Below are 13,199 nucleotides of genomic sequence, written 5' to 3' on the forward strand. Positions count from 1 at the left end.
CGGTCAGGACGAGGAATGAGAGGAGAAGGAACGCGAGGTCGAGCCGAAGCCGCCGCGCGAGGCGACGCTCGGCGTGCTCGCCATGCCGGTCGAGGAGATGTTGCGGGCGACCATCGCCTGGCCGGAGGTCGTCGTATAGGCGCGCGAGCGGCTGCTGCTGCCGCCATAATAGCCGCCACTGGACGATGAAGATGACGAGGACGAGCTCCGGGCGGGCTGCTCGCATTCGGGGCGCCCGGAGCCGGGCTGGCGCGTCCCTGGCGGACAGGCCGCGCTGGTCGGCGGCAGCAATGGCTGCGCCGCGCCACCGCCGGACATGAATTGCCGCGCCAGCATGATCCCCGCCAAGGCCGGAATGAAGACCTGCGCCCCGTTCCAGACGGCGCTCTGGCAGCCGCTGGCGCCGAACTCCTGCTCGCAGGAGGCGCTGCTGGTGAACTTCTTGGCGTCGCGCAGATGGTTGGCGGAGGCCTCGTTGAAGCGCTGCTCGCACTGACTGGAGCCGAGCAGGTTGGCAGCCCGGCACTCGGAGAGATTGCTGTAGACCAGCGAATCGTCGGTCTCGCCGCCGGAGAGCGACCAGTAGGTCGCCACCAACACCACACCTGCCGCGGCGAGCCCGATCTGGGTCGAGCGCTTCATTGCGGCCTCCTACAAGCTCATGCTGGCAGCAGCGAGCGTGCCACTGATCACGGCGATCACGGCCAGCATCGCTGCCGAGGGAATCCGGTCCTCCTCGATCTTGCGCGAGAGGTCGGGGATGACGATACAGGCAAAGCCATAGGCGCCAAGCTGGACGACCATGGCGATCACCGCCCAGATCACCAGGTCGGGAATGCTGGCGGCTTGCTCGATCGCCGTCTCCAGCGGCACCGAGAAGCCGACGAGATTGCCGCCGAAGGCGATCGCAGCGGAAAGATTGCCGCCGCGGATCAGCGCGATCTCGTCATGGTTGGTGAGCCGCATGTAGACCGCGGCAAAACCGGCGATCAGCGCGAACCCGACGCAGAAATACAGAATGAACGCCGGTAACCCGGCCATCGAGATCGTCATGCCGCCGCCCCTTGCATGCCATGATGGTCAAGGAGGTCACTATACGTCAGCGGCGACGGCGCGCCAGACTGTCGCAGGGCGGATGGGAACGGCATTGTGCGCCTCGCCTCCGAAGGGAAGATGCGAGACGCGCCTTGTAACGGTCAGGGCGGCTATCGCCGGGAAGAGGCGATCAGACCAGGCGGCTCTGCACCACCGCCGCCTCGATGAAGCTGGCGAAGAGCGGATGCGGCTCGAACGGCCGCGACTTCAGCTCGGGATGGTACTGCACGCCGATGAACCAGGGGTGGTCGGGATATTCGACCGTCTCCGGCAGCAGCCCGTCGGGCGAGACACCGCTGAAGCGCAGGCCCTTGGCCTCGAGCATCTCGCGATAGCCCATATTGACCTCGTAGCGGTGGCGGTGCCGCTCGGATATCTCGGTCGAGCCGTAGATCTTGGCGATCTTGGTGTCAGCCGAAAGATTCGACTGATAGGCGCCGAGCCGCATCGTGCCGCCGAGATCGCCGCCGGAGAAACGCTGCTCCAGCTCGTTGCCGCGCATCCACTCGGTCATCAGGCCGACGACGGGCTGCTCGGTCGGGCCGAACTCGGTCGAATTGGCGTTCTTGACACCGGCGAGTGAGCGCGCCGCTTCGATCACCGCCATCTGCATGCCGAAGCAGATGCCGAAATAGGGCACCTTGCGCTGCCTGGCGAAGCTCGCCGCCTTGATCTTGCCTTCGGCGCCGCGATGGCCGAAGCCGCCCGGCACCAGGATGCCGTGGACATGCTCGAGGAAGGGCGCCGGGTCCTCCTTCTCGAACACCTCGGACTCGATCCAGTCGAGATTGACCTTGACCCGGTTGGCGATGCCGCCATGGGTCAGCGCCTCGATCAGCGACTTATAGGCGTCCTTCATCCCGGTGTACTTGCCGACGATGGCGATGGTGACCTCGCCTTCCGGGTTCTTGATCCGCTCGGAGATGCGCCGCCAGTTGCTGATGTCGGGGGCGGTCTTGTCGTCCAGGCCAAACGCGGCCAGCACCTCGGTGTCGAGCCCCTCGGCGTGATAGGACAGCGGCACGTCATAGATCGAGGCGACGTCGCGGGCCTCGATCACCGCAGTCTCGCGGACATTGCAGAACAGCGCGAGCTTGCGCCGCTCCTCGACCGGGATCTCGCGATCGGTGCGGCAGAGCAGGATGTCGGGCTGAATGCCGATCGAGCGCAGCTCGGCGACCGAGTGCTGGGTCGGCTTGGTCTTCAGCTCGCCCGCGGTCGGAATATAGGGCAGCAGCGTCAGGTGCACGAAGATGCACTGGCCGCGCGGCAATTGCTGGCCGGTCTGGCGGATGGCCTCCAGGAAGGGCAGGCTCTCGATGTCGCCGACCGTGCCGCCGATCTCGACCAGCACGAAGTCGTAGCCGTCATTGCCGGAGAGGACGAATTCCTTGATGGCGTTGGTGACGTGCGGGATCACCTGGATGGTGGCGCCGAGATAGTCGCCCCGGCGCTCGCGCGTCAGGATGTCCATGTAGATGCGGCCGGTGGTGATGTTGTCGCCCTTGTTGCAGGGCCGGCCGGTGAAGCGCTCGTAATGGCCGAGGTCGAGATCGGTCTCGGCGCCGTCGTCGGTGACGAAGACCTCGCCATGCTGATACGGGCTCATCGTGCCCGGATCGACATTGAGATAGGGGTCGAGCTTGCGCAGGCGGACCTTATAGCCACGCGCCTGCAGGAGAGCAGCCAGAGCCGCCGCCGCCAGGCCTTTGCCGAGCGAGGACACCACGCCGCCGGTGATGAAAACATACCGCGTCATGGGAGGTCACCTTTAACGCTTCGAGTTCGATTCGCTAAGCACATCGATGCAGGTCGTTCCTGCGCCTTGCGCTTGTCCACAAAAGAGAAGGGCCGGTTTCCCGGCCCCTGCCCTTGTCTCGTTCCGGTCACCGCGTCGGTGTGCCCGGCTGCGGCGGCTGTGAACCACCTTGGTTCTGCATCTGCCGGAGCTGGTCGAGCACCCCGCCGGCATTCGGCGCCGAAGGTCCGCTCGGGGCAACCGGCGCGGTCATTCCGGCTGGCGCCGGGGCGCCGTCGATGATCGAGCGCTGCGTACGGCCATGCGTCGCCATCACCGCGAGCGCAATCGAGGTGATGAAGAACAGGCCGGCGAGAATCGCCGTGGCGCGGGTCAGCGCATTGGCCTGGCCGCGGCCGGTCATGAAGCCGCCGACGCCGCCTCCGCCGCCCGAGCCCATGCCGAGCCCGCCTCCCTCCGAACGCTGGAGCAGCACGACGCCGACGAGCGCGATCACGATCAACAAGTGGATGACGATGAGGACGTTCTGCATGGCTCTCGAAATGGGTATGGCGCGGGCGCCTGCCAAGATGGCGGCATCCCGCGGAACGGCGCTGGCCATAGCATGGGCTTTCCGCCCATGCCACCTGCGATTTCAATCTCCCCCGGGATCAGGCGCAGGCGCGCGCGATCGAAAGGAAATCCTCGGCCTTGAGGCTGGCGCCCCCGACGAGCGCGCCATCGACATTGGCAACGTTCATCAGCTCAGCCGCGTTGCTCGGTTTGACCGAGCCGCCATAGAGCAGCCTGACGCCGGCGGCAGTCGCCTTACCAAGGATGCGCCCGAGCTCAACCCGGATCGCTTCGTGCATCTCGGCAACATCCGCCACTGTCGGCGTCAGGCCGGTGCCGATCGCCCATACCGGCTCATAGGCGACGACCAGCGAGGCTGCCGTCACACCCTCGGGCACGGAACCGCGCAGCTGCTTCTTCACGATCGCCAGCGCCTTGCCGGCCTCGCGCTCGTCCTTGGTTTCGCCAACGCAGACGATCGGCGTCAGCCCTGCCGCCAGCGCCGCCTCGGCCTTGGCCTTCACCTGCGCATTGCTTTCGCCATGCAGGGTCCGGCGCTCGGAATGCCCGACGATCGCATAGCTCGCGCCGGCATCGACCAGCATCGGCGCCGAGACCTCGCCGGTATAGGCGCCGCTGGCGTGAGCGCTGCAATCCTGCCCGCCAGTCGCGATGCGCGAGCCGATCAGCGAAGCCGTCAGCGTGAACAGCAGCGTCGCGGGCGGGCAGATGGCAAGGTCGACGGCCCGCCGCAGCGTGGCGTCATGGCCCTTGGCAACCTCGGCTGCGATGGCGAGGTCCGCCTTCAGCCCGTTCATCTTCCAGTTGCCCGCCACCAGCGGCTTGATCGTTCGCGTCACGGCTGCTCTCCAAATCTTGTTCCTTGCGCTCTAGCAACGCCGTCACATGATCGCAATCGAGGCCAGTCGCAGCGATTGCCGGAAGGCGCCGCTCTTCCTATAAGCGGCGCGCAGCGGCACAGCCGCGAGAGAATTGGGAAGACCGGACCATGATGATGCAGGGCCTGCGCAAGGCGGGACAGAGCCTGATCGGCAGGATCGTCGTCGCGATCATGTTCGGCTTCCTGATCATCTCCTTCGCGGTCTGGGGCATCGGCGACATCTTCCGCGGCTATGGCCGCAACGCCGTCGCCGTCGTCGGCAAGACCGAAATCGGCCTCGAGCAGGTGCGCACGGCCTATCAGAACGAGATCCAGCAGTTGCAGCGCCAGCAGCGCCGCCAGATCAGCCCCGATCTGGCCCGGGCGCTCGGCCTCGACCAGCGCGTGCTCTCGCGCCTCGTCACCGACGCGACGTTGGACCAGACGGCCGCGAAGATGGGTCTCGCCGTCTCCGACGAGACCGTGCGCAACATCCTCTTCACCGACCCGAACATGAAGAACGCCGCCGGCCAGTTCGACCCGGCCCGCTTCAACGAGCTGCTCCGTGCCATTGGCATGAACGAGCAGCAATTCGTGCGTGAGCAGCGCGCCGTTACGATGCGCCAGGAAATCGCCGAGATGGTCGTCGGCGCGGTCACAGCCCCAGTCGCGCTGCAGGAGCTCGGCCATCGCCTGCGCCATGAGCAGCGCGAGATCGCCTATATCACCCTGCCCGAGAGCGCCGCCGGCGAGATCCCGGCGCCGAGCGCCGAGGTGCTGCGCAAGTATTTCGATGAGCGCAAGGCCGCCTTCCGCGCGCCCGAGTACCGTACCGCCAATGTGCTGGTCCTGACGGCGGCCAGCCTTGCCGACCCGAGCAAGGTCAGCGATGCCGACGCCCGCGCCCGCTACGAGCAGGTGAAGGCCCAGCGCTTCGGCTCGGCCGAGCGCCGCACTGTCCAGCAGATCGGCTTCCCCTCGATGGAGGAGGCCAAAGCGGCCAAGGCGAAGATCGACGCCGGCGAGACCTTCGAGGCGGTCGGCGCCAGCCGCAATGTCGCCGAGGCCGATCTGACGCTCGGCACCTTCACCCGCGAAGGCCTGTTCGATCCGGCCGTGCGCGATGCCGCCTTCGCTTTGGCGCAGGGCGCGGTCAGCGAGCCCGTGCAGGGCGGCTTCGGCGTCGTGCTGCTGCGCGTCCCGGCGATCGAGGCGGCCCGGCTGAAGAGCTTCGAGGAGGTCGCCGACGAGGTCCGCCGCGATGTCGCGACGAGCCGCGCCGCCGAGCAGCTCACTGACCTGCACGACAAGGTCGAGGACCAGCGCGCGTCGGCCAAGCCGCTGCCGGAGATCGCCAAGGAGTTCAATCTCGCCTTGCGCAACTTCGGCCCGGCCGATGCCAGCCTCGGCAAGGCCGACGGCACGCAGGAGACCTCCCTCCCTGGCGGCGACACGACGCTGCAAGCGCTGTTCCGCTCCGATATCGGCGTCGACAACGAAGCCGTGCGCCTGCCCAACAATGGCGGCTATGTCTGGTACGACGTGACCAAGATCGATCCGCCGCGCGAGCGCGGCTTCGATGAGGTCAAGGCCGAGGTCGAGAAGCAATGGCGCTCCGACGAGGTCGCCTCGCGCCTCTCGACCCAGGCCCGCGAGATCGTGCAGAAGCTCGACGCCGGCGAGAAATTCGACGCGCTCGCCTTCGCGCAGGGGCTCGCCTTCGAGGACGCGACGCTCGGCCGCCAGGACCAGAGCGACGCCCTGCCGCGCAATGTCGTCTCGCTGGTCTTCGGCACGCCGGCCGGCAAGGCGGGCTCGGCTGCGGTCGAGAACACCGGCCGCGTCGTCTTCCAGGTCAAGTCGGCGACGGTCAGCCCCTATGCCCGCACCACCGAGGATGCCGAGAACTTCGTGCGGCTGCTGACGTCGAGCATCAGCGAGGACCTCCTCGCCCAATATGTCGGCAAGCTGCAGAACGATCTCGGTGTCCAGCTCAACCAGGCGGCGTTGCGTAACGCCACCGGCGGCCAGAACTGAAGCAGGACGCATGGATCCGGCCGCCGATTTCGCCCGCTTCGCCGCCGCCTACGCGGCCGGCGAGCCGCAATTGCTGACGCTCTCGCTGGTCGGCGATTGCGAGACGCCGGTCGCCGCCTTCCTGAAACTGCGCCACGCCTATAAGGGACCGGCGTTCCTGCTCGAATCCGTCGAGGGCGGCGCCGTGCGCGGCCGCTATTCGATGATCGGGCTCGACCCCGACCTGATCTGGCGCTGCCATCGCGGGCAGGCTTCGCTTCGCCGCCTCGCGCAGGATGAGGATTTCGTCGCCGATCCGCGCCCGGCCTTCGAGTCGCTGCGCGCCTTGCTCGCCGAGAGCTCCATCCCCGATCGCGACGGCCTGCCGCCTATGGCCGCCGGCGTCTTCGGCTATCTCGGCTATGACATGGTGCGCCTGATGGAGCGCCTGCCGGACGCGAAAGCCACCGGTCCGGGCGTGCCCGACGCCATCCTGACGCGGCCGACGCTGATGGTGGTGTTCGATTCGATCCGCGACGAGATCACGGTGGTGACGCCAGTGCGCCCGCTGGCGAACGTCCCGGCTCGCGCGGCGCATGAACGGGCGCAGGAGCGCCTCGATGCGGTGGTACGGGCCCTCGAAGGCTCCCTGCCCGACGAAGCCGGCATCGACATCTCGGCGATCCCCCACCCGGAATCGACCTCGAACACCAGCGAGGCCGAATTCCACGCCATGGTGGCGCGGGCGCAGGAATATGTCCGCGCCGGCGACATCTTCCAGGTCGTGCTCTCGCAGCGCTTCGAGGCGCCGTTCGAATTGCCGCCCTTCGCGCTCTATCGTGCGCTGCGGCGGGTCAATCCGGCGCCCTTCCTCTGCTATCTCGATTTCGAAGCCTTCCAGATCGTCTGCTCCAGCCCGGAGATCCTGGTCCGGCTGCGCGACGGCAAGGTCACGATCCGGCCGATCGCCGGCACGCGACCACGCGGGGCGACGCCGGCGGCCGACGAAGCCCTCGCCGACGAATTGCTGGCCGACCCCAAGGAACGGGCCGAGCACCTGATGCTGCTCGACCTCGGTCGCAACGATGTCGGCCGGGTCGCGGAGATCGGCAGCGTCAACGTCACCGATTCCTTCTTCATCGAGCGCTACAGCCAAGTGATGCACATCGTCTCGAACGTCGAGGGACGCATCTCCGGCGAGCACGATGCTCTGTCGGCGCTCGCCGCCGGCTTCCCGGCAGGCACCGTCTCCGGCGCACCGAAGGTGCGCGCCATGGAGATCATCGACGAGCTGGAGAAGGACGGACGCGGCGCCTATGGCGGCTGCATCGGCTATTTCGGCGCCAATGGCGAGATGGACACCTGCATCGTCCTGCGCACAGCCGTCGTCCAGGATGGCCGCATGCAGGTCCAGGCCGGCGCCGGCATCGTCTACGATTCGAACCCCGCCTCCGAGCAACTCGAGTGCATCAACAAGGCCAAGGCCCTGTTCAAGGCCGCCGAGGAAGCCGTTCGCTTCGCCGCGCGCAGCCGGCGAGGACAGTGATCCGGTAGCAATAGCCTGCATACGCACACCCCGAAGACGCATGTCCGCTGACTTGCGCGGGGTGTTTTGGCCCGCGCATATTGCCGGTAGTCGAGATCGCCGCTCACTAGCCTCAAGGTTGTCGTGGGTGGCCACTCAGCAATCACAACCGGCCCTGCCCGCTGGCGCGGATGCCTGAAGCGGGCTGACAGGGCCGGGCAACAAGACGGAGGAAACCATGCGTTTGCGCGCAACCATGATCGGCAGCGGTCTTGCCCTGGCGCTTCTGGCCGGCACGGCCGCCATCGCCCAGCAGGCCCAGAAGGTGACGGTCGCCGTCACCGCCATCGTCGAGCACCCGGCGCTCGATGCCGCCCGCGACGGCGTCAAGAAGGCGCTGGAGGAGGCCGGCTACAAGGACGGCACCAACCTCACCGTCCGCTATGAATCGGCGCAAGGGTCCCCGGCGACGGCGGCACAGATCGCCCAGAAATTCGCCGGCGAGAACCCGAACGTGATCGTCGCGATCGCGACCCCCTCGGCCCAGGCCATGGTGACGGCGACGCAGACGATCCCGGTGGTCTTCACCGCCGTGACCGACCCGGTCGCCGCCCAGATCGTCAAGGATAGGCAGGCGCCGGGCGGCAACGTCACCGGCATCTCCGACTTCTCGCCGCTGGAAGCCCAGTTCGACCTGATCAAGGAGTTGGTGCCGTCTGCCAAGAAGATCGGCGTCGTCTACAATCCCGGCGAGGCCAACAGCGTCGCGCTGCTCAACGCCGTCAAGGCGCTGGCTCCGGCCCGCAGCCTGCAGATCGTCGAGGCCTCGGCCGGCCGCACCGCCGATGTCTCCGGCGCGGCGCAAAATTTGGTCGGAAAGGTCGACGCGATCTACCTGCCAACCGACAACACCATCATCTCGGCGCTCGGCACGGTTCTGAACGTTGGCGCCGACAACAAGCTGCCGGTCTTCACCGGCGACACCGAGTCGGTCCAGAAAGGCTCGGTCGCCTCGATCGGCTTCGACTATTTCCAGGTCGGCGTCGAGACCGGCGCGGTGGTCGTGCGCGTCCTCAAGGGCGAGAAGCCCGGCGCCATCCCGGTCAAGAACGCCAGTGGCAGCAATCTGGTCATCAACGCCAAGGCGGCCGCCGCCATGGGCGTCACGATCCCGGCCGCCGTGCAGGCCCGCGCCAAGCAGGTGATCAACTGATCTGACGAGCGGCGGCGTTCCCACGCCGCCGCTTCCGGCCGCCTACCCATTCCAGAACAGAACAAGCAGGGCGACCGATGAGTCTCATCGCCACCCTGGGCGCCATCGAGATCGGACTGGTGTTCGCTCTCGTGGCACTCGGCGTCTACATCACCTTTCGCGTCCTCGACTTCCCCGACCTGACCGTCGACGGCACCTTGCCGCTCGGCGCCGCCGTCGCGGCGGCGATGATCGCCGGCGGCGTCAATCCGGTCTTCGCCACGCTGGCGGCGATCGTCGCCGGTTGCCTCGCCGGCACGGTTACCGCCTGGCTCAATATCCGCTTTTCGATCCTGCATCTGCTCGCCGGCATCCTGACGATGACGGCGCTGTTCTCGATCAATCTGCGGGTGATGGGCGTGCCCAACATACCCTTGATGAACCGGCCGACGGTGATCGACTTCTTCACCTGGCTCAACCCTTTCATCGCTGCCATGGGGCTGCCAGCCCGCCCGACCCTGCGCGTGCTCGCGCTGCTGATCATCGTCACTGTGATCGCCGCGTTGCTCGCCCGCTTCCTCAAGACCGAGTTCGGGCTCGCCATGCGTGCGACCGGCGCCAATCCGCGCATGGCGCGGGCGCAGGGCATCCGCACCGACATGTACATCTATGTCGGCGTCGCCCTCTCCAACGGCCTCGTCGCCCTGGCCGGCGCCCTGTTCGCGCAAACGGCCGGCTTCGCCGATGTCAGCATCGGCACCGGCACCATCATCGCCGGCCTTGCCGCCGTCATCCTCGGCGAGACGATCTTCCGCACGAAGTCGATCGTCATCGCGGTGTTCTCCTGCCTGATCGGCGCGATCGCCTATCGCCTCGCCATCGCGCTCGCCCTGAACGCCGGCTGGCTAGGCCTGCGCGCCTCCGACCTCAACCTGGTCACGGCGGTGCTGGTCGGCATCGCCCTGATGCTGCCTGGTGTCGCCAATCCGCTGCGCAGCCTGTTCAAGCGGAGCGCGCCATGATCAGCGTCCGGGATGTCCATGTCACCTTCGGGCGCGGCACGCCGCTGGAGAACCGGGCGCTGCGCGGGCTCGATCTCACCGTACCCGATGGCGAGTTCATCACCGTCATCGGCTCGAACGGCGCCGGCAAGTCGACGCTGCTCAACGTCCTCAGCGGCGATGCCCGGGCCGAGCGCGGCACGGTCGAGGTCGACGGCATCGACGTGACCCGCTGGCCGACGCCTAAGCGCGCCGGCCTGATCGCCCGCGTCTTCCAGGACCCGATGGCCGGCACCTGCGAACGCCTGACGATCGAGGAGAACATGGCGCTGGCCCAGGCGCGCGGCCGCGCCCGTGGCCTTGGCGCAGCGCTCGACCGCCCGCGCCGGTCCCTGTTTCGCGACAAGCTGGCGGTGCTCGGCCTCGGCCTGGAGAATCGTCTCAGCGATTCGATGGGCCTGCTATCGGGCGGTCAGCGCCAGGCCGTCAGCTTGCTGATGTCGACGCTGGCGGGTACCAAGACCCTCCTGCTCGACGAGCACACCGCCGCGCTCGATCCGCGCACCGCCGCCTTCGTGCTCGACCTCACCCGGCGCATCGTCGAGGAACAGAAGCTGACCGCGCTGATGGTCACCCATTCGATGCGCGACGCGCTCGACCATGGCAGCCGTACCGTGATGCTGCACGAGGGCAAGGTCGTCTTCGACATCGCCGGCGAGCGCCGCAAGGCGATGGACGTGCCGGACCTCTTGCGCCTGTTCAAGCAGGTTCGTGGCGAGGAACTCTCGGACGACAGCCTGCTGCTGAGCTGAGGTTTCGGGCTGTCAGGCTCGAATCTTCACGTTCCGCGCCAGGAAATCGATGAAGGCACGCATCCGCGCCGGCACGAAGCCGCCCTGCCCGAGATAGACGGCGTGGATGACCTCGATGTCGCCGGGGTTGAAGTCGTCGAGCACCGTGACGAGCCGGCCAGCAGCGATCTCGGCCTCGACATGGAAGCGCCCGAGCCGGGCGAGCCCGATGCCGGCGACGGCGAGCTGGCGCGCGATCTCGCCATCGCCGACCTGCGTGTTGCCGACCGCGGCGATCGAGATCAGCGCGCCGTCGACGCGGAAGGGCCAGCCCTCGACCGAGCGGGCGAAGTTGAAGCCGATCAGGTTATGCTTCACCAGATCGGCCGGCGCCTTCGGCTCGCCATGGCGGGCGAGATAATCCGGCGACGCGACCACGGCGACGGCGCTTTCGCCGATCTTGCGTGCCATCAATTGGTTGCCGCGCAAGGGACCGGGCGCGACTCGGATCGCGATATCCGCCCGCTCCTCGATCAGGTCGACAACCTGATCGGTGAAGACGAGGTCGATCGAGAGCTCGGGGTGCTCTGCCAGGAAGGCCGGCACCAGCGGCAGCAGAACTTGGTTGCCGAAGGCGACATTGGCGTTGACCCGCACCCGCCCGCGCGGCGCCCGTCCCGCTGCCGCCTCGCATTCCGCCTCGGCGATGTCGGAGAGGATGGTGATACAGCGCTGGTGGAACGCCTGCCCTTCCGCCGTCAATTGCAGCTTGCGCGTCGAGCGATTGACCAGCCTCGCGCCGAGCCGGCCCTCCAGCCGCGTCACCAGCTTGCTGACGGCAGACGGCGTCATGCCGAAGAGCTTGGCGGCAGCGGAGAAGCCGCCGCGCTCGACCACGGCCGCGAACACTTCCATCTCGCCGGAGCGGTTGCTGAGCAGAGCTGCCATGATGAACTCAAGTCACAAGTGATGTTACTTCCGGCATCCTAGTTCAAACCACTGCGTTGCACCATCTGGCTGGGACCCGTTCCCATGCGGGCACGTTCCGCAAAAGTGGAGACCACCTTTGCGATCAGAACATGCCCCAACCCTTTGATGAGAGACGGATTCAGCTCTCTGATGGAAGCGCGGGGCGCTCCCATCAGAGAGCATCCGGCTCTAGCGCGGAGCCTCCCATGCCCATTGCCGTCTATGCTCTCACCGCCGGTGCCTTCGGCATCGGCACCACCGAATTCGTGATCATGGGCCTGCTATTGCAGGTTGCCGGCGACCTGCAGGTCTCGGTCGCGATGGCCGGCCTGCTCATCTCCGGCTATGCGCTCGGCGTCTTTGTCGGCGCGCCGGTGCTGACGCTGGCCACGCGCAAGCTGCCGCGCAAGCAGGTGCTGATCCTGCTGATGGCGATCTTCACCCTCGGCAACATCGCCTGTGCGCTCGCCCCGAGCTACAGCCTGCTGATGGCGGCGCGCATCGTCACCTCGCTGGCGCATGGCACCTTCTTTGGCGTCGGCTCGGTCGTCGCGACCAGTCTCGTGCCCGAGGACAAGAAGGCCTCGGCCATCGCCGTGATGTTTACCGGCCTCACCATCGCGACCTTGCTCGGCGTGCCCGCCGGCGCGTGGCTCGGCCTAAACTTCGGCTGGCGCGCCACCTTCTGGACCATCGCTGTGATCGGCGTCATCGCCATGCTGGTGCTCGCCCGCCTGGTTCCGGCCGACAAGGGCAAGGTCGAGGTCGCGCCGCTGCGCCAGGAACTCGCGACCCTCGCCGACCCGCAGGTCCTGCTCGGCCTCGCCATGACCGTGCTCGGCTTCGGCGGCGTCTTCGCGGTCTTCACCTATATCCAGCCGATCCTGGTCGAGATCACCGGCTTCTCGCAGGAGGCGGTCTCGCCGATCCTGCTGCTCTTCGGCCTCGGCCTGATCATCGGCAACATGCTGGGCGGCAAGTTCGCCGACCGCAACCTGCCGGTCGCCTTGCTCGCGACCACTGCGACGCTCGCCATCGTGCTCTTCGCCATGACGGCAGCGCTGCGCTCGCCCATCGCTGTGACGATCTTCGTCGGCCTGATCGGCGCCGCCGCCTTCGCCACAGTCGCACCCTTGCAGATGCGCGTGCTCGACAAGGCCGGCCCGGCTGGGCGTAATCTCGCCTCCAGCCTCAACATCGCCGCCTTCAATCTCGGCAATGCCTTCGGCGCCTGGCTCGGCGGCGTCACCATCGAGCACGGGCCGGGGCTGGCGGCCGTGACCTGGGTCGCCGCTTTGGTGCCGCTGGCGAGCCTGGTGCTGGCCGTGATCAGCCTGCGTCTCGACAAGCGCGAGCGGGTGGGGCTGCAAACTGCCCCCGCCTCCTGTCAGTAACCAGCATTATCAAAAGCTTCGCAGA

12 protein-coding genes are annotated in these 13,199 nt (G+C 67.3%); 6 read left to right on the top strand and 6 right to left on the bottom strand.

The features are described from left to right. Positions 1 to 3 precede the first annotated feature (3 nt). The 5 genes from AC1DS0_RS02880 to tpiA all read right to left on the bottom strand — a co-directional run bounded on the left by AC1DS0_RS02880 (position 4) and on the right by tpiA (position 4,266). Entirely contained in the window at positions 4 to 642 is a 639-nt protein-coding gene (locus AC1DS0_RS02880; protein WP_476812867.1) for a DUF1190 domain-containing protein, read from the bottom strand. A 9-nt stretch (positions 643 to 651) separates the two neighbouring features. After that, entirely contained in the window at positions 652 to 1,053 is a 402-nt protein-coding gene (locus AC1DS0_RS02885; RefSeq protein ID WP_476812868.1) for a DUF350 domain-containing protein, read from the bottom strand. 172 nt (positions 1,054 to 1,225) lie between these two features. Further along, positions 1,226 to 2,854 carry a CTP synthase gene (locus AC1DS0_RS02890; RefSeq protein ID WP_476812869.1) on the bottom strand — a complete coding sequence of 543 codons (1,629 nt, stop codon included), beginning with the start codon at positions 2,852 to 2,854 and terminating at the stop codon, positions 1,226 to 1,228. A 127-nt stretch (positions 2,855 to 2,981) separates the two neighbouring features. Continuing rightward, positions 2,982 to 3,386 (bottom strand): preprotein translocase subunit SecG, encoded by a 405-nt coding sequence (gene secG, locus AC1DS0_RS02895; RefSeq protein ID WP_476812870.1) that lies wholly within the window; start codon positions 3,384 to 3,386, stop codon positions 2,982 to 2,984. 118 nt (positions 3,387 to 3,504) lie between these two features. After that, positions 3,505 to 4,266 (bottom strand): triose-phosphate isomerase, encoded by a 762-nt coding sequence (gene tpiA, locus AC1DS0_RS02900; protein WP_476812871.1) that lies wholly within the window; start codon positions 4,264 to 4,266, stop codon positions 3,505 to 3,507. 149 nt (positions 4,267 to 4,415) lie between these two features. Here tpiA and AC1DS0_RS02905 point away from each other — a divergent pair, with 149 nt between their 5' ends. The 5 genes from AC1DS0_RS02905 to AC1DS0_RS02925 all read left to right on the top strand — a co-directional run bounded on the left by AC1DS0_RS02905 (position 4,416) and on the right by AC1DS0_RS02925 (position 10,832). After that, positions 4,416 to 6,323 carry a peptidylprolyl isomerase gene (locus AC1DS0_RS02905; protein WP_476812872.1) on the top strand — a complete coding sequence of 636 codons (1,908 nt, stop codon included), beginning with the start codon at positions 4,416 to 4,418 and terminating at the stop codon, positions 6,321 to 6,323. A 10-nt stretch (positions 6,324 to 6,333) separates the two neighbouring features. Beyond that, the gene (trpE, locus tag AC1DS0_RS02910) at positions 6,334 to 7,848 is read left to right on the top strand and encodes an anthranilate synthase component I (RefSeq protein WP_476812873.1); all 1,515 of its coding nucleotides are present in this window, start codon (positions 6,334 to 6,336) and stop codon (positions 7,846 to 7,848) included. 217 nt (positions 7,849 to 8,065) lie between these two features. Then, positions 8,066 to 9,040, top strand: coding sequence for an ABC transporter substrate-binding protein (locus AC1DS0_RS02915; RefSeq protein ID WP_476812874.1), 975 nt, complete (start codon positions 8,066 to 8,068; stop codon positions 9,038 to 9,040). 77 nt (positions 9,041 to 9,117) lie between these two features. Then, positions 9,118 to 10,041 (top strand): ABC transporter permease, encoded by a 924-nt coding sequence (locus tag AC1DS0_RS02920; protein ID WP_152014787.1) that lies wholly within the window; start codon positions 9,118 to 9,120, stop codon positions 10,039 to 10,041. Then, positions 10,038 to 10,832: an ABC transporter ATP-binding protein gene (locus AC1DS0_RS02925; protein WP_476812875.1), complete on the top strand. Its 795-nt coding sequence runs from the start codon at positions 10,038 to 10,040 to the stop codon at positions 10,830 to 10,832. The genes AC1DS0_RS02920 and AC1DS0_RS02925 overlap by 4 nt, the downstream gene beginning before the upstream one ends. 12 nt (positions 10,833 to 10,844) lie before the next feature. On the opposite strand, the gene AC1DS0_RS02930 is transcribed toward AC1DS0_RS02925, so the two are convergent. After that, on the bottom strand, positions 10,845 to 11,759 hold the full coding sequence (locus AC1DS0_RS02930; protein ID WP_476812876.1) for a LysR family transcriptional regulator: 915 nt from the start codon (positions 11,757 to 11,759) through the stop codon (positions 10,845 to 10,847). Positions 11,760 to 11,986: 227 nt separating this feature from the next. Between AC1DS0_RS02930 and AC1DS0_RS02935 the strand changes: the two genes are divergently transcribed. Beyond that, entirely contained in the window at positions 11,987 to 13,174 is a 1,188-nt protein-coding gene (locus AC1DS0_RS02935; RefSeq protein ID WP_476812877.1) for an MFS transporter, read from the top strand. The last annotated feature ends 25 nt before the right edge of the window (positions 13,175 to 13,199 follow it).

It is taken from the genome of Allobosea sp. P4_H5, assembly GCF_056400825.1.

What these genes read in the sequence shown, in the direction of transcription:
- AC1DS0_RS02925 (WP_476812875.1), top strand. Translation starts at nt 10,038, where the DNA reads ATGATCAGCGTCCGGGATGTCCATGTCACCTTCGGGCGCGGCACGCCG.
- AC1DS0_RS02915 (WP_476812874.1), top strand. Translation starts at nt 8,066, where the DNA reads ATGCGTTTGCGCGCAACCATGATCGGCAGCGGTCTTGCCCTGGCGCTT.
- AC1DS0_RS02905 (WP_476812872.1), top strand. Translation starts at nt 4,416, where the DNA reads ATGATGATGCAGGGCCTGCGCAAGGCGGGACAGAGCCTGATCGGCAGG.
- trpE (WP_476812873.1), top strand. Translation starts at nt 6,334, where the DNA reads ATGGATCCGGCCGCCGATTTCGCCCGCTTCGCCGCCGCCTACGCGGCC.
- AC1DS0_RS02885 (WP_476812868.1), bottom strand. Translation starts at nt 1,053, where the DNA reads ATGACGATCTCGATGGCCGGGTTACCGGCGTTCATTCTGTATTTCTGC.
- AC1DS0_RS02930 (WP_476812876.1), bottom strand. Translation starts at nt 11,759, where the DNA reads ATGGCAGCTCTGCTCAGCAACCGCTCCGGCGAGATGGAAGTGTTCGCG.
- AC1DS0_RS02920 (WP_152014787.1), top strand. Translation starts at nt 9,118, where the DNA reads ATGAGTCTCATCGCCACCCTGGGCGCCATCGAGATCGGACTGGTGTTC.
- AC1DS0_RS02935 (WP_476812877.1), top strand. Translation starts at nt 11,987, where the DNA reads ATGCCCATTGCCGTCTATGCTCTCACCGCCGGTGCCTTCGGCATCGGC.
- AC1DS0_RS02880 (WP_476812867.1), bottom strand. Translation starts at nt 642, where the DNA reads ATGAAGCGCTCGACCCAGATCGGGCTCGCCGCGGCAGGTGTGGTGTTG.
- AC1DS0_RS02890 (WP_476812869.1), bottom strand. Translation starts at nt 2,854, where the DNA reads ATGACGCGGTATGTTTTCATCACCGGCGGCGTGGTGTCCTCGCTCGGC.
- secG (WP_476812870.1), bottom strand. Translation starts at nt 3,386, where the DNA reads ATGCAGAACGTCCTCATCGTCATCCACTTGTTGATCGTGATCGCGCTC.